Here is an 18915-nt window from a genome sequence, read left to right as displayed (position 1 = left end):
CCAGCAAGGGACCTGAGAAATGCGCGAGTACTCGGCGATCGAGTCGAAACTCTACGAATCTTTTGACGAACTACTGGACTGCGGCGTCCTCGAAATCGACTTCGAGAGCATCGGCGCCTTCACGGACCCGTCGGCCGGCAAGCCCCAGGAGTTCGCTACGCAACCGGAGTGGCAGGACGTCATCCTCGAACCCGCTCTCGACCGGGCAACGCCGTGGATCACCGAACTCGCGTGCCGCTGGCGATCGGCGAAACGCAAGAAGACGCCGGTGATCCACGGAGAGTTTCGCGTGCGCAACCTCTACGACGCGCTCCTGCGGCCCGCTCCCGACCTCGCCTGGGAGAAGGCCCCCGACGCGGAGAAGGAGCTGGTCGCGGAGTTCCGCACCATTGACGACACGCCCCGCTCCGGCGCGGGACTGCTCACCGCCGTCCGAATCCAACCCCATGTCAACCCGCTGGAACTCTGGTACTACGACAAGGATCTCAGCCGCTGTCCGGGCCATTCCACGGACGTCGTCCGCCTGCAGCTCGACTACCCGGAATACATGAAGGTCCTCGCCGTCACCAAGGGCACCTTCGGGTGGCAGTACCTCTTCTCCGATGTCTCCTTGCGCGGCCTCGGCAAGCACGTCACCGAGAACCTCCAGGCCATGCTCGAAGTGTTCCCCACAGCATTCCCCGCGCACGACTACACCGCGCTGCGCGAACGACTGGAGGCCCGCCTGTGACCCGTTATGCCGATATTCCCAAGCCTCTTCGGTCCGGGATCGTTCTGGTTGATCCGGAGCGGGGGACGCCGCAGCGGATCATTGTTCTTCAGTTCAATCCGGACACGCTGGAGCGCAGTGTCGCGCCGCAGGCGGCGGGTGGGAGTGGGGATTCGGGTGGGGGTGGGAGCGGGGGCGGTGATCGTAATGAGGCGCTTCGGTTGAAGGGGCCGGCTCAGGAGACGTGGAAGTTCACCGCCGAGATCGATGCGACGGACCAGTTCGAGGTGGCGGCGCCGGACGGGATCCATCCGCAACTGGCGACCCTGGAAATGCTGGTGCAGCCGACCACGGCGCAGTTGCGGGAGGCGAGTCGGCTGTCCAAGAAGGGGACCATCGAGATCAGCCCGATCGAGATGCCGCTGACACTGTTCACCTGGGGCAGCAAGCGGGTGATGCCCGTGCGGCTCACCGAACTGTCGGTCAACGAGTCGGCGTTCGATGTGCGGCTCAATCCGATTCGGGCCTCGCTGAGCATCGGGCTGAAGGTGCTCACCGTCAGCGATTTGCCGGCCGGGCACCGTGGGGCGGAGTTGTATCTCGCGCACCTGGCGCAGAAGGAGCAGTTGGCCCGGGCGGCCCGGGGCGGGAGCTTTGCGGGGCTGGGGCTCGGGAGGGGGATCTGAGGAATGATCGAGCCGTATGAGCGGGCGTTGGACGAGGTGCCGGGGGCGCATCCGTATCCGCGCGGCAGCCGGTACCACCAGGTCGGGATCGGTGTGCACCGGGCGGCGGACGGCACCGAAGTGCGGTACGCCAAACGCAGGTTGTTACCGGCGCTGGAGGACGCGGCCGAGGAGACCGTGCCGCATACCGTCAGCGGCGGGGAGCGGCCCGACCAACTGGGGCAGCGGTATTTCGGGGATCCGGGGCAGTGGTGGCAGATCGCCGACGCGAATCCGGTACTGGATCCGGCGGAGTTGACCGATGAGCCGGGCGAGCGGATAGCCGTACCCCTGCCGGGCGGTTTTCCCGGGGGCATGGGTGGTCCGGGGGTGCGCAATGGCTGATGAGCCGGTGGGGCGGGGGCCGATTCATGTGTCGGTCTCCATGGGGCCGAAGTCGGTCAGGCCGGTGCCGTCCGAAGTGACCGAGGCGTTGCTGTCGGCGCAGATCACGAGTACGGCGGGTGAGCGTTCGGGATTTCAGATCGCCTTCGATCTGACCAAGAAGGGGCTGATCACGCGGCGGCTGCTGCCGGAGGGATTCTTCGATCCGAAGACGCGGGTGATCGTGACCGTGGCCATCCGGGGAATCCCGATGGTGCTGCTGGACGGGCTGATCGTCCGGCAGGAGGTCGGGGCCAGTAATCAGCCGGGGCAGACGACGCTGACGGTGACGGGTGAGGACCTGACGCTGTTGATGGACCTGGAGGAGCGGACGGACCGGTATCCGAATCTCGCGCCCTCCCAGCGCGTCGAGCGGATTCTGGCGAAGTACGCGGATTACGGGATCGAGGCGCGCATCATCCGGGAGCAGATTCCGCAGCCGCCACGGGAGCAGATGCGGGTCGACTACCAATGCGGGACCGATCTCCAGTACGTGAACGACCTGGCGCGGGCGAACGGTTACACCTTTTATCTCGATCCGGGTCCGGTGGCGGGCCGCTCGACCGCGTTCTGGGGCCCGGAGCAGCGGCTGGGGCAGCGCCAGCACGCGCTGAACGTGAACATGGACGTGAATTCCACGGTGGACCAGTTGACGTTCGCCTATGACGGGACCGCGCGGGAGGAGCCGCAGGCGCGGGTGCAGGACCCGGTGACGCGGCAGGCGCCTCTGCTGGCGCAGCCCGACATCAGCCCGTTGCGGCCGCCGCTCGGTCTGCGCGGTTCGCCGGCGCTGAAGCGCAGGACGCTTTCCGGTACGGCGAAGAAGGACGAGGCGCTGGCGAAGGCGGAGGCGCTGGGACGGGCGGCGACGTCCGCGGACGCGATTTCCGGGTCGGGGCAATTGGATGTGAACCGGCACGGATATGTGCTGCGGCCGCGGGAGTTGGTCGGGGTGCGGGGTGCCGGCGTGACGTATGACGGCGATTACTACGTGAAGAGCGTGACGACCACTCTCCGGCCGGGTTCGTATCAGCAGAATTTCACGCTCTCGCGGGAAGGGCTGATCGCGCGCTCGAAGACCGTCCGCCCGTAGCCCCCAAAAGGAGAGACCGCAGATGGCTGGTGCACCGAACAACCGCTTCCTCGGCAAGTTCCGGGGCCGGGTGGCCGCGAACGATGACCCGCTGGGCATCGGCCGGCTGGTCGTGGAGGTCCCGGACGTGCTCGGGGACGAGGCGTCGACCTGGGCGCTGCCGTGCTTCCCGTTCACCGGGGAGGGGGCCGGGCAGGTGGTCGTGCCGTCCGTGGGGGCGGGCGTGTGGGTGGAGTTCGAGCAGGGCGACCCGAGTTTCCCGGTGTGGACGGGGTGTTGGTACGGGCGGCGGGAGGAGCTGCCGGAGGACGCGCGGATCGCGCCGGCGCAGTCGCATCCCGTCGTGATCCAGACGCCGGGGAAGCACAAGGTCGTCCTGTCGGACGTGCCGACCACGGGGATTCTGCTCCAGGCGCCGGGCGGCGCGTACGTGCGGATCGATGCGACGGGTGTCCATATCAACAACGGTCAGGGCGCCTCGATCTCGCTGGTCGGGGACCTGGTCGACATCAACGAGGGCCGGTTGACCGTGCCCGGGAAGCACTGAGCGCGGCCGGCCGCCCGCCCATCGGAGCGGGAACCGTCGCAGAGCCTCGGGAATCGTCGGGGGCCATCGAAAACCGTCAGGAAGCTTCGGGAAGCATCGAGAAACGGGGAGTCGGGAAACGTGTTGACCGGGAATCTCGTCCACGGCGGCGTCGTGATCCGCTGCCCGCACGGCGGCCTGGTGGTGTCCACCGCGGCCGGCGGCGCGGGCGTGCGGATCGACGGCGCGCCCGTGGCCACCGCCGCGGACCTCTTCACGGTCAGCGGCTGTCCGCACTTCGCGGACCGGCGACCACAGCCGTGCGCCGGCGTCCGGTGGACGCCGGCCCCCGGCGAGGACGCCGTGCGGGTCGACGGTGTGCCGGTGCTGCTGGAGAGCGCGGCGGCGATGTGTTTCAGCGCCGGGCTGGTGCCGCAGGGCCCGCCGGTCGTGGCGTCCGTTCACCAGGGGGTGTCCAGTCGATGAGGGCTGCCAGGCAGACGCGTACCGAGATCGCGTTCCCGTTCCGGGTCGACCGGCGGGGGCGGACCGCGCACGCCGACCACGACGATCATGTGCGGGATCTGATCGAGCAGTTGCTGTTCACCAGCCCGGGCGAGCGGGTGATGCGCCCCGACTTCGGGTGCGGGCTGCTCGATCTGGTCTTCACGCCGAACAGCCCGGAGCTGGCGTCGGCACTGGAGTTGTCGGTGCAGGCGTCGTTGCAGCGCTGGCTGGGTGACCTCATCGAGGTGGAGTCCCTGGACGTGGTGAGCGAGGACAACGTCGTACGGGTGTGTCTGCGCTATGTGGTGCGCTCCACCGCGAATCGGCGCGACGAAGTGTTCGAGGGGCGGGGCGGACTGTGAGCGAACGGGGCGGCGCCATGGCGGAGTCGGTGTGCCGTACGGACAGCAGGCGCGGGCGGGTCAGGGCGGCGCGGCGGGGCGGGATCGACGCGGTGGAGGTCGCGGACGACGGGGTGACCCTGACCGTCACCTTCCTCGGCAAGGCGCCGCACGGCCTGTGCCCGGAGAACGTCCGGATCGACGGGGGGCGCCGGATCACCGGTCTGGAGGCGCTGGAGATCTCCGTCGAGCGGGAGGACGATCCCGAGCTGGACGACCGGCTCCTGGTGGTGCTCGACCGGACCGGCGACAGTTCCCGCTACCGGCTGTCGCTGGTGGAGACCGACCCCTACGGACGGCCCGGCACCGAGCCGTACGAAGGGTTCGACCAGCGGTATCACAGCGCGGAGTTCGGTTTCCGGGCCAACTGCCCGAGCCCCTTCGACTGCGCCGGCGACGACGGCGGGCAGGACTGCCCGGACACCTTCCGGCCCGCCCCGGTCATCGACTACACCGCCCGCGACTACGACGCGCTGCGCCGGCTCGTCCTGGACCGGATGCGGCTGACGACGCCCGACTGGGTGGAGCGCAACCCCGCCGACCTGGGCATGACGCTGGTCGAGCTGCTCGCGTACACCGCCGACCGGATCAGCTACCAGCAGGACGCGGTGGCGACCGAGGCGTATCTCGACACCGCCCGGCGCCGGGTGTCGGTACGCCGCCACGTCCGGCTCATCGACTATCCGATGCACGACGGGTGCAGCGCCCGCGCGTTCGTCACGGTCGACGTGGCGCGGGAACTCACCCTGCTGCCGGGCGAGTTCCGCTTCGCCGCGGTGGACGTCCGGGCCCCCGTGCCGCGCGACCGGCCGGAGCCCGGCACCGTCGTCGACGACCGGGATCTGGCCGTACTGGACGAGCGCGGGGCGGTGGAGATCTTCGAGCCGGTCGCCGACGGGCCGCTGTGCCTGCGCCCGGAGCACACCACCATCCGCCTGTGGACCTGGGGCGAGGAGGTGTGCGCACTGCCGAGGGGCGCGACCTCGGCGACGTTGCGCGATGAGTGGGCCGACGAGGGGGCCGACGAGGGGTGCCGGACCCGCGCGCTGCGGCTCTCCCCCGGTGACCTGCTGCTCTTCGAGGAGGTCAAGGGGCCCCGCACCGGCACGCCCGGCGACCAGGACCCCACGCACCGCCAGGTGGTCCGACTGACCTCCGTGACACCGGACATCGACCGGCTCGACGGGCAGCCGGTACTGGAGGTCGCCTGGGCGCCGCAGGACGCCCTGACCTTCCCCCTGTGCCTGTCCACCCTCGGCGGCCGCGACTGCGCGCCGGTCGGGGACGTCAGCGTGGCGCGCGGCAATGTCGCGCTGGTCGACCACGGGCGGTCGCTGACCCGCGCGGACGATCCGGGCAGCCCACCGGAGACGGCGGACGTCCCCGCGGCCCCCGCCGTACTCGGCTCCTGCGAGCCGTCGAGGTGGGGATGCGCCGACCACAAGGACAGCGGCAACGCCACCGCCCGCACCGTCAACGCCCTGCTGGACAAGGCCGGTCGCCACCGGGCGCTGACCGCCGACGACATCCGGGAGCTGTGCGCTGTCGTCGGCGCGGAGGCGACCGCACGCGCCGGTATCGGTCTGGAGGCCGCCGGGCGGCACGGCGGCGCGGCGTCCGCCGGCGGCAGCGGGGAGCGGGTGGTGCCGGGCACCGTCCACGCGCAGGCCGAGGCGCTGCGCACGCTGCTCGCGCAGTCGGTCTACCCCGGCCTCGTGCCGCGCTTCCGCCCCGTACTGCACCGCTCCCCCGTGGCCCAGACCGTGCCCTTCCCGCAGTCGGCGCAGGTGGCCGCGGGGCAGGCGACCCGTCTGGCCGGCATCCGCGAGCGGGTGTGGGCGCGGCTGGTGGAGCTGTGGCGCGGCGCCCGCGACCACGACGGGCTGTCGGACGACGAGGTCGCCGAACTGGCGGTGGTGTTCGGCCTGGAGGTCCTGGAGCGCCTCGAACTGCGGCGGCACCCGGTACGGGCCCTGCGGGAGCTGCTGCACCGCGGCGACCGGCTGCTGGCCGGCAAGCTGCGCCGCCTGGACGTGCTGACCGCCAGGGCGCGGGCGGGCACGGTCCTGGACGGCCGGATCGCCTGGGAGATCGCGCACGGCTGGGGCCCGGCGTACGCGGCGGGACTGCACCCGGACGAGCCGGTGCTGCACGGTCCGGCGGCGACCCTGCTGCCGGACCCGCGGGACGCGCTGCCCGCCGTACGGATCACCGACGGCGAGCACACCTGGGTCCCCCGGCGCGACCTGCTGGGCAGCGGGCCCCGCGACCGGCACTTCGTCGGCGAGCTGGAGGACGACGGGCGGATCGCGCTGCGGTTCGGCGACGGCCGCCACGGCGCCCGCCCGGCGCCCGGCAGCCGGCTCACCGCGCACTACCGCCTCGGCGGCGGCACGGCGGGCAACGTCGGCGCGGAGGCGATCAACCACCTCGTCCTGCGCCGCGCCGACGGGGAGTCGGACGCCGGTGACCCGATGCCGGTGGCGGGCGTACGCAACCCGCTGCCCGCGCGCGGCGGCGTCGACCCGGAGCCCGTCGAGCAGGTCCGCCAGCTCGCCCCGCTGGATCTGAGGCGGACCCGGCTGCGCGCCGTGACCGCCGCCGACTACGCCGAGTTGGCGTCCGCGCTGCCCGGTGTGCGGCGCGCGGCGGCGGAGATCCGCTGGACCGGCGGCGTCCAGGAGGCGCATGTCGCCATCGACGCGGCCGGGACCGGCGAGCCGGGTCCCGAGCTGCTGGACTCCGTGGCGTACGCGCTGGAGAGCTACCGGCGGATCGGGCACGACCTGGTCGTCGGGCCCGCCCGCCCGGTGCCGCTGGACGTCGCCCTGGAGGTCTGTGCCGCGCCCGGCCATCAGCACGGGCAGATCCTCGCCGAGCTGACCCGGGTGCTGGGCAGTCGGCGGCTGTCCGGCGGCGGGCTCGGCTTCTTCCATCCCGACGCGCTGACGTTCGGCGAGCCGGTGCGGCTGAGCCGACTGGTGGCGGTGGCCGCGGCGGTGCCGGGCGTCGAGAGCGTACGGGTGACCCGGCTGCGGCGGCTCTTCCATCAGGACGACGGAGAACTGGAGGACGGTGTGCTGCGGCTCGGCCCGCTGGAGATCGCCGTGTGCGACAACGACCCCGAGCGGCCCGAGAACGGCCGGCTGGTCATCGAGCTGGGAGGCGGACGATGAGCGCCCGCGATTGCGGCTGCGGCTGCGGGGGAAGCGACGAACGCCGCGCCCCGGCCGCCCTGTACAACCCGCCGGGCCGCACGGCCCTGGACTACCGCGTCGGCGACCACGGTTCGTTCCTGGCCGCGATGCTCGACCGGCTCGCCTCGCCCGCCTACCCGGCGCTGCGCGGCCTGACCGTCCGCACCCCCGACGATCCCGCGATCGGGCTGCTGGACGCCTGGGCGGTGCTCGGTGACGTCCTGACCTTCCACTCCGAGCGGATCGCGGAGGAGGGGTATCTGCGCACCGCGAACGAGCACCGTTCGCTGGCCCTGCTCGGACGGCTGGTCGGGCACCGGCCGCGCCCCGGCGTCGCCGCCGGCACCCACCTCGCGTACACCCTCGACCGCGATCCGCGGGCCGAGGACGTGCCGGTGGTCATTCCGCGGGGCGCGCGCAGCCACAGCGTGCCGGCGACCACCGGCCAGGACGCGCAGACCTTCGAGACCGACGAGGATCTGACCGCGCGCTGGGCCTGGAACGAGCTGGCGGTGCGGCGCCGGCGGCCGGCGCTGCTGACCGCCGACGATGTGCGGACGCGGCCCGAGCTGCTGATCGAGGGCGCGCAGACGGTGCTGACGGTCGGCGACCGGCTGCTGTTCGACTTCGGTGCGCGGCGGTTGCTGCTGCCCGTCGCCCGGGTGCGGCGGGACCGCGCGGAGGACGTGACCGGGATCGGGCTGCCGGGGTCGGCACCCGCCTCGCTGAAGGAGCTGGTGGCCGAGCTGCGCGAGTGGATCACCGAGCCGCCCGACGCCGGTGACCCGGACGACCCCGATTACCCGCCCGCACCGACTCCCCAGGCCCCCGATCCGCGCCCGGTCAGCAAGTTCATCGCCGATTTCGACGCGCAGGTGCTGGCGCCGCTGCGCGCGGATCTGGACGGCCTGACCACGCCGGAGGCGTTCGTGCGGCGGCTGACCGGGCCGCACGAACGGCTGGTGGAGGCGCAGGCGCTGGCGGCCGCGCGGGAGGAGGTCGCCGCGTGGTTCGAGGAACTGGCGGCGGTGGTCGACGAGTTGGCGCGGCGGGCCGGGGAGCTGGGGGGCGAGCTTCAGGAGCCGGGTGAGTCGGGTGCGCCGGGTGAGCCGGAGGCCGGGACGGGCCCGGCCTCAGCGGCGGAAGCGGCCCGTAAGGACGAGGGCCACGACGCTCAACCACCCACCGCACTCGCCGCGTTGACCGGCCTCCTGCCCGCCCTGCGGACCCGCGTCGTACGCCCGCCGGCCGGCTCCCAAGCCCCGGCCGGCGATCCCGGCCGGCTCTTCGGGGCGGGGGCGGACCTCGGCGCACGGTTGCTGTCGGCGCTGGATCCGCGGGTGTCCGACGGGCTGTACCCGGCGTGGCGGCAGGCGGCCACACCGGCGGCGACGACCGTGGCGCGAGCGGCCGCAGGGGGCGCGGCCAGAGCCGGCGCAGCCCCGGGAAGGCCCGCCCCCGACCCCCTGCTCCGCGCCGTCCTGGCGATGCGGGTGACCGCCGCGCCGTTCGGGGCGACCGCGCCGCTCAAGCCCGTACAGGACGACCGCGGCCGGGTGATCAGGACGGCGGACTGGCCGCTCACCGGGGCGGCGCTGACCAGCGTACGGATCGTGTTCGACACGGCGGGCAAGGTGCCGGTGCGGGCGGAGTTCCAGCATGTGGAGACGGGGAGTTCGGTGCAGCGCACCGAGAACCTGCCCGCCGACGTCCACTTCGAGCTGGGCCCCGGCCGCATCGAGCTGTCCACGCGTACCGGCCAGGACCATGACCTGAGCTGGCTCGGCCGGCGCCCCGCCGATTCGCAGGAGCCGGGCGTCACCGTCCGGCTGCTGCCGGGCCTTCCGGAGCGGACGCTGTTCGTGTCCCGGCCGGGCGAGGACGGCAAGATCCATATCGCGGTGGACAACGGCACCCCGGCGCAGTGGCGGCTCTCCCCCGGCGAGCACCGGCAGATCACCCACGGCGCATACGAAGTGACGGTGAAGGTGGCGTCCGGTGGTGAGCCGCCGGGCGTGGAGATCGGCATCGCGACGGTGCCGCGGCCCGCCGACCGGCTGACGCTGCCGCTGGACGCGGTGTACGACGGGATCACCGTCGGTGGCTGGGTCGCCATCGAGCGGCCCCGCAAGGGCATGGACGGGCCGGAGGGGATTCCGGGCGACAGGAAGCTGGCGTTCGTCACCACCAAGGTCACCGCCGTGCGCACGACCGTCCACACCGACTACGGCATCACCGGCCGCGGCACGCTGCTCACCCTCGCCGACCCGTGGCTGGACGAGCACGATGTGGTGCTCTCCGCGATCCGGGACACGACGGTGCACGCGGCGGGCGAGGCGCTGCGGCCGGCCGACGAGCCGCTGGGCGAGGACGTGCACGGCAACGCACTGGAACTCGCCGGGCTGTACGAGGGTTTACGGCCCGGCCGGTATCTGGTCGTCTCCGGAGAGCGCACCGACATCCCCGGCGCGGCCGGGGTGCCCGGCACCGAGCTGGCGGTGATCGCGGGCGTCGAGCAGCGGCTCGATCCCGGTCTGCCGGGCGACCGCGTCCACACCACGCTCACCCTCACCGCCGACCTCTCCCACCGCTACCGGCGCGACACCGTCCGGATCCAGGGCAATGTCGTGCCCGCCTCGCACGGCGAGAGCCGCGACGAGCCGGTCGGCAGTGGCGACGCCACCCGCGCCCACCAGACGTTCGCGCTGTGGCAGTCGCCGCTGACCTGGCTGCCGGACGACAATCCGCTGGGCGCCACCGCCCAACTGGAGATCCGCGTCGACGGGCTGCTGTGGCACGCCGTGGACAGCCTGGCCGGGCGCGGGCCGCACGAGCGGGTGTATGTGACCGCCCCGGCGGTCGACGGTGGCCGCACGACGGTGACGTTCGGCGACGGCGTGCACGGCGCGCGCCTGCCGACCGGTCACGACAACGTCCGGGCGCGCTACCGCTTCGGGACCGGCCGGGCCGCGAACGTCGCGGCGCACCGCATCACCCAGGCCGTCTCCCGGCCGCTGGGCGTCACCGGCGTCACCAACCCGCAGCCGGCGACGGGCGGCGCGGACGCCGACGGGCCCGGGCTGACCCGGCGCACCATTCCACTGTCGGTGTCCGCCCTGGACCGCCTGGTCTCCCTCGCCGACTACGAGGACTTCGCCCGCTCGCGGGCCGGCATCGGCCGGGCCTCGGCCCGGGAACTCTTCGACGGCCGCCGCCAGGTGCTGCATGTGACGGTCGCGGGCGTGGACGACATCCCCCTGGCACCGGACGCGGACGTGCTGCGGGCGCTGCGCCGTGCCCTCGCCGAGTACGGCGACGCCCGGCTGCCGGTGCGGGTGGACGTCCGTGAGCCGGTGCTGTTGCTGCTCGCGGCGAAGGTGAAGGTGGCACCGGACCGCTCGTGGCCGCTGGTCGAGCCCCGCCTGCGGCAGGCACTGATGAGCGAACTGGGTTACGAGGGGCGCGAGTTGGGTCAGCCGGCCCATCTGTCGCAGGTGCTGGCGGCGGCGCAGGCGGTGCCGGGCGTCGACTACCTGGACGTGGACGCCTTCACCGGCGTCCCGGCCTCCGTCACACCCGAGGAACTCGCCCGCCTGGCCGACCGGTTCACCGAACCACACCAGCCCTCGGTCCCCGCCCGACTCGCCACGTACGACGAGCGCGTCCACGAAGTGCGCGCCGACGGCGGCGAGACCCTCAGCTCCGTCGCCGCCCGCTACGGCATCCCGCTCGCGACGCTGCTGCGCCTCAACCCCGACATCACCGACACCCGCCCGCTGGAGAAGGGCCGCGCGGTCCGCGTCTTCCGCGGCATCAGGCCGGCGCAACTCGCCCTGTTCTCACCGCGGGTCGCGGACACGCTGATCCTCACGGAGGTCACACGATGAGCACGACGAGGGAGCCGGACGGGCTCGCGGAGCTGCTTCCGCAGTGGCACCGGCTGCGCGACGCGGAGGGCGGTGAGCCCCTGCGGGCGCTGCTGGCGGTGATCGCCGAGCAGGTGGACCGGGTACGGGAGGGCGTGGCCCAGAGTTACGACGACTGGTTCGTGGAGAGCGCCGCCGAGTGGGTGCTGCCCTACATCGGGGACCTGGTGGGCTACCGCCCGCTGCCCGGCTACGAGCGGGTCCTGGCGACCGGGCTGCGGGACGGCGGGCTGCCCGACGACTCGCGGCGCCGGCTCGCCGAGGCGCTGGCGCCGCGCCGCGATGTGGCGGCCACCGTCGGCAACCGGCGGCGCAAGGGCACCCTCGCCCTGCTGGAGGAGCTGGCGCAGGGCGTCGCGGGATGGCCGGCGCGGGCGGTGGAGTGCTCCCGGCTGGTCGCGCACCAGCAGCCGGTGAAGCTGTACGGGTCGGACACCCCGGCCGTCGACGCGCGGCGGCTGGGGCGGGGCCGGCTGGCCGATGTCCGGGACGGCGCGGCGCTGGACCTGGCCGGTGGGCCGTTCGGCGCGGTGGCCCGTTCGGTGGACGTGCGACGCGTCAACTCCCGTCGTACGCAGGGGACCAGCTCTCCCGCCGGGGTCGGTCTGTTCGTGTGGCGGCTGAAGCCGTACGCGGTGACGCACGCGCCCGCCTACTGCGTCGACCGGGCCCGCAACCTCTACACCTTCTCGATCCTGGGCAACGACACCCCGCTGGTCACCCGCCCCGAGCCGGAACCGTCCGCGACGCACAGCGCGACGATCGACAACGTGCCGGCCGCGATCCGCCGCCGGCAGTTGCACGACCGGCTCGCCGACTACTACGGACCGGGCAAGAGCTTCACCGTCCGGCGCGACGGCCACGACGCCCCCATCGCGCCGTCCGACATCGTCGTCGCCGATCTGAGCGAGTGGCGCTACCGTCCGCGGCGCGGGCAGGTCGCGGTCGATCCGGAGCTGGGCCGGATGGCGTTCGGCGCGCGCTTCGCGCCGCGGCAGGGCGTGTGGGTGGACTACCACTACGCGTTCGGGGACGACCTGGGCGGCGGCACCTACCCCCGGGAACGGCCCGCCGCCCCGGACGCCGCCGTCTACCGGGTCGGGCCGGGCCAGCCGTTCCGGCGGATCATGGACGCGTACGGCCGGTGGCGGGACGACCGGCGGGCCGGGCCGGGCGGCCCGGACGGCATCATCGAGATCACCCACAGCGGCGCCTACCAGGAGCAGCTCGACTTCGACCTGGAGCCCGGCGACCGGCTCGAACTGCGGGCCGCCGAGGGCACCCGGCCGGTGATCCGGCTGCTGGACTGGTACAGCAACCGTCCCGACGCGCTCAACATCCGCGCCCGTGAGGGCGAGGACCGCCCGCCGGGCGAACGGCCGCGGATGGTGCTCGACGGGCTGCTGGTCACCGGGCGCGGCCTGAACGTCACCGGGCCGATGGGCGCGGTGGTACTGCGGCACTGCACCCTCGTACCGGGCTGGTCGCTGGAGCCGCAGTGCGCTCCGCACTCACCGCAGGAACCGAGCCTGGTCCTGGAGCGGACCACCGCCTGCGTCGAGATCGACCGCTGCGTGCTGGGCGCCATCGAGGTGATCGGCGAGGAGGTCAGCACCGATCCGCTGCCCCTGCACCTGCGCGACAGCATCCTGGACGCCACCGGCTCCGACCGCGCGGCGCTGTCCGCGCCGGACTGCCGGCACGCGCACGCCGTGCTGCACGCGCACCGCACCACCGTCATCGGCGAGGTGCACACCCACGCCGTGGAGATCGCCGAGAACAGCCTGTTCACCGGGCGGCTGCACGTCGCCCGGCGCGGCATCGGCTGCCTGCGCTTCAGCTACGTCCCGCCGGGCTCGCGCACCCCGCGCCGCCACCGCTGCCAGCCGGATTTGGCAGGCCCCCACGACGCGGCCCGGGTGCGGCCGCTGCTGCGCGGGGTGCGCTACGGGACGCCGTGGTACGGGCAGTTGGCGGCGGGCTGCGCCGAGGAGATCCGGCGCGGCGCGGAGGACGGCGCCGAGATGGGCGCGTACCACGACCTCTACCAGCCGCAGCGCGAGGACAGCCTGCGGGCCCGGCTCGCCGAGTACACCCCGGCGGGCACCGACGCGGGGATCGTGTTCGTGACATGAGCCCGCGGCCCGACGCGCGTGACGCGACCACCCGGCCCGGCCGGACCGGCGCCTTCCGGCGTCGCCTTCCTGACCTTCTGAGCATCCCGTACGAGGGGGACCCCTTCCATGCACGCTGATCTCTCCCGCGACACCTACCGGCCGGAGCGGCACTATTCCGCGGTGGTCGCCCAGCAGGGCCGCGTCCAACTGGACGCGGACGCCAACGAGCAGGCCGCGATCCAGCGGCACCAGGCCCGTACGCTCGCCGCCGACCTGATCGGGCAGCACGGCGGGCCGCGCGGCGCCACCGGCTTCCGCATCGAGATGGTCGGCGGCAGCCGGGAGTTGGACGACCTGCTGATCGGCGGCGGCCGCTATTACGTGGACGGCATCTTGTGTGACGCGACCCGGCCGCGGCCCGGCGTTCCGGTGCCGGCGGGCGGGGCGGCCGGCCAGGACGGCGACGACGGGAAGACCGGCGAGGAGGGCCGGGCCGGCCAGGACGGGCCGCGGGACGCGGCGAAGGCGGCCGCCCCACCGGCCACCTGGACCTACTGGGACCAGCCCGACGGCTTCCGGGACCCGGAGCGGCCCGGCGACCGGCTGCCCACCCGGTTCCCTTACCTGGCGTATCTGAAGGTGTGGGAGCGGGTGGTCACCGCGGCCGAGGATCCGGCGCTGCGCGAGGTGGCGCTCGGCTCGGCGATGCCGGACACCGCGGCCCGCACGAAGGTGGTGTGGCAGGTGCTGCCGCTGCCCGGTTCCGCCCTGGGCCTGGAGGGCGACCACCCGCCGGTCGACGACATCCGCGCGGCGTTCGCCCGCTGGGCGCAGCGGGCGTCCGCGCCGGCCTCCCGCCTGGCGGCGCGGGCCGAGCGCCCGGACCACGCCGACGACGGGCCGTGCCTGGTCGCGCCGGACGCCCGCTACCGGGGGCCGGAGAACCAGCTCTACCGCGTCGAGGTGCACGACGGCGGGCCCGCCGCGGACGCCACCTTCAAATGGTCCCGGGAGAACGGTTCGGTGACCTTCCCGGTCGACGAACTCGACGGTACCTGGGTGGAGTTGGCCTCCCTCGGCAACGACGACAAGCTCTCCCTGGCGGTCGGGGACCTGGTGGAGTTCGTGGACACCGCGTACACCAGCCGCGGCGAGGCGGAGCCGCTGCTGCGGGTGGAGGAGGTCGACCTGCCCGGGCGGCGGGTGCGGCTGTCGGGCGAGCCGGCGCCGGGCGTGGGACGGCGGCCGGAGCTGCGTCCCTTCCTGCGCCGCTGGGACCACCACGAGACCGGGCGGACCGGCCGCGGCGGGCAGGCGGGCCAACTGCGGCACGGCGCGGTGCGGGTGGCGGAAGGCCGCTGGCTGCCGCTGGAGGACGGCGTGGAGGTGTACTTCGCGGCCGGCGGCACCTACCGGACCGGCGACTTCTGGCTGATCCCGGCACGTACGGCCACCGGCGGCGTGGAGTGGCCGGTGGACGCGGCGCGTCGCCCGCTGCTCCAGGACCCGGCCGGCATCGAGGTGCACTACGCGCCGCTGGCCTGGGTGGAGGGCGAACAGACCGCCCCCGACCTGCGGCTGGCGTTCCGGCCGCTGGCGGCGGGCATCCCGGCGGCGGACGACGCGGCACTGGCGGCCGAGGAGGAGGCGCGGGCGCAGGAGGCCGACGGCGAGGCGGCCGGCGAACCGGCGGAACGTGCGGTGAGCAGGTCGCAGACGACCGCCGCGGCGGAAGCCGCCGTCGACGAGGAAGGGAACCACTGATGGCCACGCCCCTGACCGCTTCCCGGTTGCTCAAGGCCCTGCGCGACGAGGGTCTGATCGTCCACGAGGTGCGCAGTTGGCGCACCCACAACCGTAATTCCAAGGGCCCCTGGGGCCCGATGCACGGCGTGATGATCCATCACACCGTCACCAAGGGCACCGCGAACTCCGTGGACCTGTGTTACGACGGGCACGCGGCGCTGCCGGGGCCGCTGTGCCACGGCGTGATCGACAAGAAGGGCGAGATCCATCTCGTCGGCAACGGGCGCGCCAACCACGCCGGACTGGGCGACCGCGACGTCCTGCGGGCGGTGATCAACGAGACGGAACTGCCGCCCGACAACTCCGCCGACACCGACGGCAACCGGCACTTCTACGGCTTCGAGTGCGTCAACCTCGGCGACGGCAAGGACCCGTGGCCATCGGAGCAGATGGTCGCCATCGAGAAGGTGTCGGCGGCGATCTGCCGGGCGCACGGCTGGAGCGAGCGCTCGGTGATCGGGCACAAGGAGTGGCAGCCGGGCAAGACCGATCCGCGCGGCTTCACGATGGACTCGATGCGGGCGCGGATAAAGAAGCGGCTGGCGAAGGCGGCGGAGGGCAGCGCGGGGTCGGGGTCGGGTTCGGGGTCGGGGTCGGGCTCCGGTGACGACACCACCCGGCCGGTGCCGCCGAGGCCGGAACACCCGCCGTACGAGCCGTTCCCCGGGCGCGGTTTCTTCCACACGGGCGCGCGCGACGCGGTGATCACGGCGATGGGCAGGCGGTTGGTGGCCGAGGGTTGCGGCCACTACGAAGAGGGCCCCGGTCCGGAGTGGACCGAGGCGGACCGGAAGTCGTACGCGGCCTGGCAGCGCAGGCTGGGCTTCTCCGGGCGGGACGCGGACGGGATACCGGGGAAGGTGAGCTGGGACCGGCTGCGCGTTCCCCACTCCTAGGTGTGGGCGGCGGGCCGAGCGGCGGAGCCCGACACCGCACGCCCGCGCATTCGCCCACCGGCGCATTCGCCGACCGCGCGGCCCCGGGGAACGCAAAAGGCCGGGCGGTCCTCCCCCACAGAGGACCGCCCGGCTGTTCATGGGTGTTCCGGCCTGACCGGACATCGCGGTGACGCTTGCGCGCCGCCCCGCGAGGCTGCCGCCGCAGCCGGCGGGCCGGTCCCCGAGGGGACCCGGCCTACGCCGTTCCGGTGCTGCCGGAGGTACGGGCGGTGCGGGTGGGCCCGGCCGTGCCCGGGGGACGGATGATGCCCGTCTCCTGAGCTAGGGCCGAAGGGCCCGGCCGCACCGGCCGACCGTACCGTCGAGCGGTCCTCAGACGGCCTGGACCGGGAGCACCGGGAAGGCCGGGAGCGCCGGGATGTTGGCGGCGTTGGTCAGGTCGGCCGGGGCGGCGGGGAGGGCGGGAGCGGCGGGAGCGGCCGGGACGGCCGGGACGGCGACCGGGGCCGCGCCGCGCACGCCGTTGGCGGCGTCGGTGGCGGTGCTCTTGGCGTCGGCGGCGGCCACGGTGGCCAGGCCCTGCGCGAACGGACGGGCCTCGGCGGCGACGCCCTGCGCGAAGGGGGTGACCTCCGCGGCGACACCCTGCACGAACGGGGTGGCCTTGGCGGCCACGTTCTGCGCGAGGCCCTGCGCCCGGCCGCCGACCACGGTCACGAACGGGGTCGTCCGGCCCGCGGCGTCAGCGGCGAGCTGACCGGCACCGCCGACGGCACCCTGGGCGACCGGCACGACCTTGACGACGATGCGGCGGGCGACGGGCGGCAGCACGTCGTCGGCGGCCTGCTCGACGGCCGGACGGACGGTGCCGAGACCGCCCTGGGCGAGGTCCGTGAGCTGCTCGGGACGGACACCCGCGGCGGCGAGGGCGGCCAGCAGGTTGTCGGCCGAGCCGGGCGCCTTCGGCAGCGCCGGGGCCTTCGGCAGCTCGGGGGTGGCGGGCAGCTCACCGGGCAGACCGGCGGACGGAACGCCCGGGGTGGCGGGCAGCGACGGGGTGGCGGGCACCTTGCCGTCGGTGAGCTTGGTGGCGCGCTTGAGCGCCTTCTTGGCGTCCTTGTCGGCCTTCTTGCCCGCCGCCTTGGCGGTGGCCTTGCCCTTGTTCAGGTCGGCGGCCTTGGCCGGGTCGCCCTGCTTCCGCAGGCCGTCCAGCGTGTCGGTCACGCGGCCGAGGCCGTCGGCCGAGGGCAGCGCCGGCGCGGCGGGCAGGTCGTCGGTGGAGACACCGCCGAGGGCGCTCTTGGCCTTGCCGGCCGCGTCACCGGTGGGGAGCTGCTTCGCGGCGTCGGTCACCGAGCCGGTGGACGGCAGGTCCGGGGTGACGGGCAGCTCGGCGGCGCTGGCGGCGACGGTGCCCAGGGCCCACAGGCCGGTGGCAGCGGCGGCGACGACGATGGAGCGACGGATGTTGGAGCGCATGGTGGTGAAAGTCCTTCGAATTCAGGGAGGTTTGACGGGCAGACCTGTCCCGCCCCCGCGCGGCAGGTCGGTTACAGACGCGGAACGGTCTGCCCTAGCCGGGGAATTCGAGGATTTCTTCGGCACGCCGACGCGTCGGAGCGCCATCGGCCGTGCGGACGCCACCGGGCAGCAGCCGGAAGCGTGTGGAGTCCGCCGTGGCGGCGGCGTGCTGGTCCCCGCCTCGGGGACCGTGGCCGTCACCGGCGTGGTGCGAGGAGGGCGCCACGGGGCCTTGCGGCAACTGCGCCGGAAGGCCGTCGTGTCCCTGGCCGCGCTGCTCGTGCGCGGCGGTGGGCGCCTGTGCCGCGGTGGTGTGCGCCGACGCCTCCGCGGCCTGGGCCGAGAAGCGTGCGGCGAGGTCACCGGCGGGCGACGCGGTCCGCGCACCGGCCGGCCGCGCACCGTGGCGCGCCTCGTCCGTGGCGGGCGCACCGCTGCCGGGCTGTACCGGAAGCTCGCAGGTCGGCAGCGGTACGGGCAGCGTGGCGCCGGCCGCGTCCCGGAACTTTCCCACGACACCGGCCACGGGTGCGGCGATCGGGCCGGTGACCGGCTCGGCCCGCTCGGCGGCGGGCCGCACGGCCCGGGCGAACGCCTCGGACGCGGTGTCCTCGCGCTCCGCCAGCTTCGTGCGGGTCGCCTCGCGGTGCCGCGCGAACGCGGCCCGGTCCGCCGCCCCGTCCCGGGTGGCGGCCCGGGAGGGGGTGGACGCCTCGTCCGGAGCGGAAGCCCCGTCAGAGGAGGTCCGGGCGGGCGCGGTAGCGCTGGAGTCGGTGGGCGTCGGGGCCTCGTCGGACGACGTGTCCCGGACGGTGGTCACCGGACCGGTGAGATTCGGCGACCGCGTGCCGTCGTCGGCGTGCGCGCCGGGACCGAAGGCGAAGCCGAGAGCTACGAAGCCGACCAGGAAGAGCCCCGCCAGCAGCGCACGCCGCGCGGCCACGGTGCGCACAGAGCGCACGGCGGCAGGCATGACGAACACAGCGGACAAGGAGGGGACCTTCCCATACGGACGGGGACACGCCGGGCCTTCTGCCCAGGTGTCACTCGCGTCGCGGGCGATCGAGCGATGGCCTGATCCTTGCACGACAAACCAGGTGTCAC

The 18915-nt window shown here is 73.8% G+C and carries 14 protein-coding genes; 12 read left to right on the top strand and 2 right to left on the bottom strand.

The genetic code is table 11. The annotated features are described in order from the left end of the window. The first annotated feature begins 19 nt into the window (after nucleotides 1-19). From ACZ45Z_RS17660 to ACZ45Z_RS17605, 12 genes are all read left to right on the top strand, one after another. Entirely contained in the window at nucleotides 20-730 is a 711-nt protein-coding gene (locus ACZ45Z_RS17660) for a hypothetical protein (RefSeq protein WP_468362873.1), read from the top strand. After that, a complete protein-coding gene (locus tag ACZ45Z_RS17655; RefSeq protein WP_468362871.1) occupies nucleotides 727-1395 on the top strand; it encodes a hypothetical protein in 669 nt (222 codons plus the stop codon). Before ACZ45Z_RS17660 ends, ACZ45Z_RS17655 begins: the two co-directional genes overlap by 4 nt. A 3-nt stretch (nucleotides 1396-1398) precedes the next feature. Next, entirely contained in the window at nucleotides 1399-1779 is a 381-nt protein-coding gene (locus tag ACZ45Z_RS17650; protein WP_468362869.1) for a hypothetical protein, read from the top strand. Continuing rightward, nucleotides 1772-2911: a hypothetical protein gene (locus tag ACZ45Z_RS17645; protein WP_468362867.1), complete on the top strand. Its 1140-nt coding sequence runs from the start codon at nucleotides 1772-1774 to the stop codon at nucleotides 2909-2911. Before ACZ45Z_RS17650 ends, ACZ45Z_RS17645 begins: the two co-directional genes overlap by 8 nt. Before the next feature lie 22 nt (nucleotides 2912-2933). Beyond that, nucleotides 2934-3458 carry a phage baseplate assembly protein V gene (locus ACZ45Z_RS17640; RefSeq protein WP_468362865.1) on the top strand — a complete coding sequence of 175 codons (525 nt, stop codon included), beginning with the start codon at nucleotides 2934-2936 and terminating at the stop codon, nucleotides 3456-3458. A gap of 120 nt (nucleotides 3459-3578) precedes the next feature. Next, nucleotides 3579-3923, top strand: coding sequence for a hypothetical protein (locus ACZ45Z_RS17635; RefSeq protein ID WP_468362863.1), 345 nt, complete (start codon nucleotides 3579-3581; stop codon nucleotides 3921-3923). Further along, on the top strand, nucleotides 3920-4306 hold the full coding sequence (locus ACZ45Z_RS17630; protein ID WP_468362861.1) for a GPW/gp25 family protein: 387 nt from the start codon (nucleotides 3920-3922) through the stop codon (nucleotides 4304-4306). Before ACZ45Z_RS17635 ends, ACZ45Z_RS17630 begins: the two co-directional genes overlap by 4 nt. 17 nt (nucleotides 4307-4323) lie before the next feature. Then, nucleotides 4324-7521, top strand: a complete 3198-nt coding sequence (locus ACZ45Z_RS17625) for a putative baseplate assembly protein (RefSeq protein WP_468362971.1) — start codon at nucleotides 4324-4326, stop codon at nucleotides 7519-7521. Further along, the gene (locus ACZ45Z_RS17620; protein WP_468362860.1) at nucleotides 7518-11429 is read left to right on the top strand and encodes a putative baseplate assembly protein; all 3912 of its coding nucleotides are present in this window, start codon (nucleotides 7518-7520) and stop codon (nucleotides 11427-11429) included. Before ACZ45Z_RS17625 ends, ACZ45Z_RS17620 begins: the two co-directional genes overlap by 4 nt. Further along, a complete protein-coding gene (locus ACZ45Z_RS17615) occupies nucleotides 11426-13603 on the top strand; it encodes a hypothetical protein (RefSeq protein WP_468362858.1) in 2178 nt (725 codons plus the stop codon). Before ACZ45Z_RS17620 ends, ACZ45Z_RS17615 begins: the two co-directional genes overlap by 4 nt. 108 nt (nucleotides 13604-13711) lie before the next feature. Beyond that, nucleotides 13712-15349 (top strand): DUF6519 domain-containing protein, encoded by a 1638-nt coding sequence (locus ACZ45Z_RS17610; protein WP_468362856.1) that lies wholly within the window; start codon nucleotides 13712-13714, stop codon nucleotides 15347-15349. Beyond that, nucleotides 15349-16287: a peptidoglycan-binding protein gene (locus ACZ45Z_RS17605; protein WP_468362854.1), complete on the top strand. Its 939-nt coding sequence runs from the start codon at nucleotides 15349-15351 to the stop codon at nucleotides 16285-16287. Before ACZ45Z_RS17610 ends, ACZ45Z_RS17605 begins: the two co-directional genes overlap by 1 nt. A 375-nt stretch (nucleotides 16288-16662) precedes the next feature. Here ACZ45Z_RS17605 and ACZ45Z_RS17600 read toward each other — a convergent pair whose 3' ends face one another. Together ACZ45Z_RS17600 and ACZ45Z_RS17595 are read right to left on the bottom strand one after the other, a co-directional pair. Further along, the gene (locus ACZ45Z_RS17600) at nucleotides 16663-17769 is read right to left on the bottom strand and encodes a hypothetical protein (protein ID WP_468362852.1); all 1107 of its coding nucleotides are present in this window, start codon (nucleotides 17767-17769) and stop codon (nucleotides 16663-16665) included. A gap of 94 nt (nucleotides 17770-17863) precedes the next feature. After that, the gene (locus tag ACZ45Z_RS17595; protein WP_468362850.1) at nucleotides 17864-18802 is read right to left on the bottom strand and encodes a hypothetical protein; all 939 of its coding nucleotides are present in this window, start codon (nucleotides 18800-18802) and stop codon (nucleotides 17864-17866) included. Nucleotides 18803-18915 lie beyond the last annotated feature (113 nt).

Source organism: Streptomyces sp. NPDC031210, assembly GCF_055570395.1.
Note: the sequence above shows the minus strand (reverse complement) of the source record. Positions and strands in the feature narration are given on the sequence as shown.

Excerpts from the sequence above, each read along its gene's own strand:
- ACZ45Z_RS17660 (WP_468362873.1), top strand. The coding sequence starts at position 20 with ATGCGCGAGTACTCGGCGATCGAGTCGAAACTCTACGAATCTTTTGAC.
- ACZ45Z_RS17650 (WP_468362869.1), top strand. The coding sequence starts at position 1,399 with ATGATCGAGCCGTATGAGCGGGCGTTGGACGAGGTGCCGGGGGCGCAT.
- ACZ45Z_RS17645 (WP_468362867.1), top strand. The coding sequence starts at position 1,772 with ATGGCTGATGAGCCGGTGGGGCGGGGGCCGATTCATGTGTCGGTCTCC.
- ACZ45Z_RS17640 (WP_468362865.1), top strand. The coding sequence starts at position 2,934 with ATGGCTGGTGCACCGAACAACCGCTTCCTCGGCAAGTTCCGGGGCCGG.
- ACZ45Z_RS17630 (WP_468362861.1), top strand. The coding sequence starts at position 3,920 with ATGAGGGCTGCCAGGCAGACGCGTACCGAGATCGCGTTCCCGTTCCGG.
- ACZ45Z_RS17625 (WP_468362971.1), top strand. The coding sequence starts at position 4,324 with ATGGCGGAGTCGGTGTGCCGTACGGACAGCAGGCGCGGGCGGGTCAGG.
- ACZ45Z_RS17620 (WP_468362860.1), top strand. The coding sequence starts at position 7,518 with ATGAGCGCCCGCGATTGCGGCTGCGGCTGCGGGGGAAGCGACGAACGC.
- ACZ45Z_RS17615 (WP_468362858.1), top strand. The coding sequence starts at position 11,426 with ATGAGCACGACGAGGGAGCCGGACGGGCTCGCGGAGCTGCTTCCGCAG.
- ACZ45Z_RS17610 (WP_468362856.1), top strand. The coding sequence starts at position 13,712 with ATGCACGCTGATCTCTCCCGCGACACCTACCGGCCGGAGCGGCACTAT.
- ACZ45Z_RS17605 (WP_468362854.1), top strand. The coding sequence starts at position 15,349 with ATGGCCACGCCCCTGACCGCTTCCCGGTTGCTCAAGGCCCTGCGCGAC.
- ACZ45Z_RS17600 (WP_468362852.1), bottom strand. The coding sequence starts at position 17,769 with ATGCGCTCCAACATCCGTCGCTCCATCGTCGTCGCCGCCGCTGCCACC.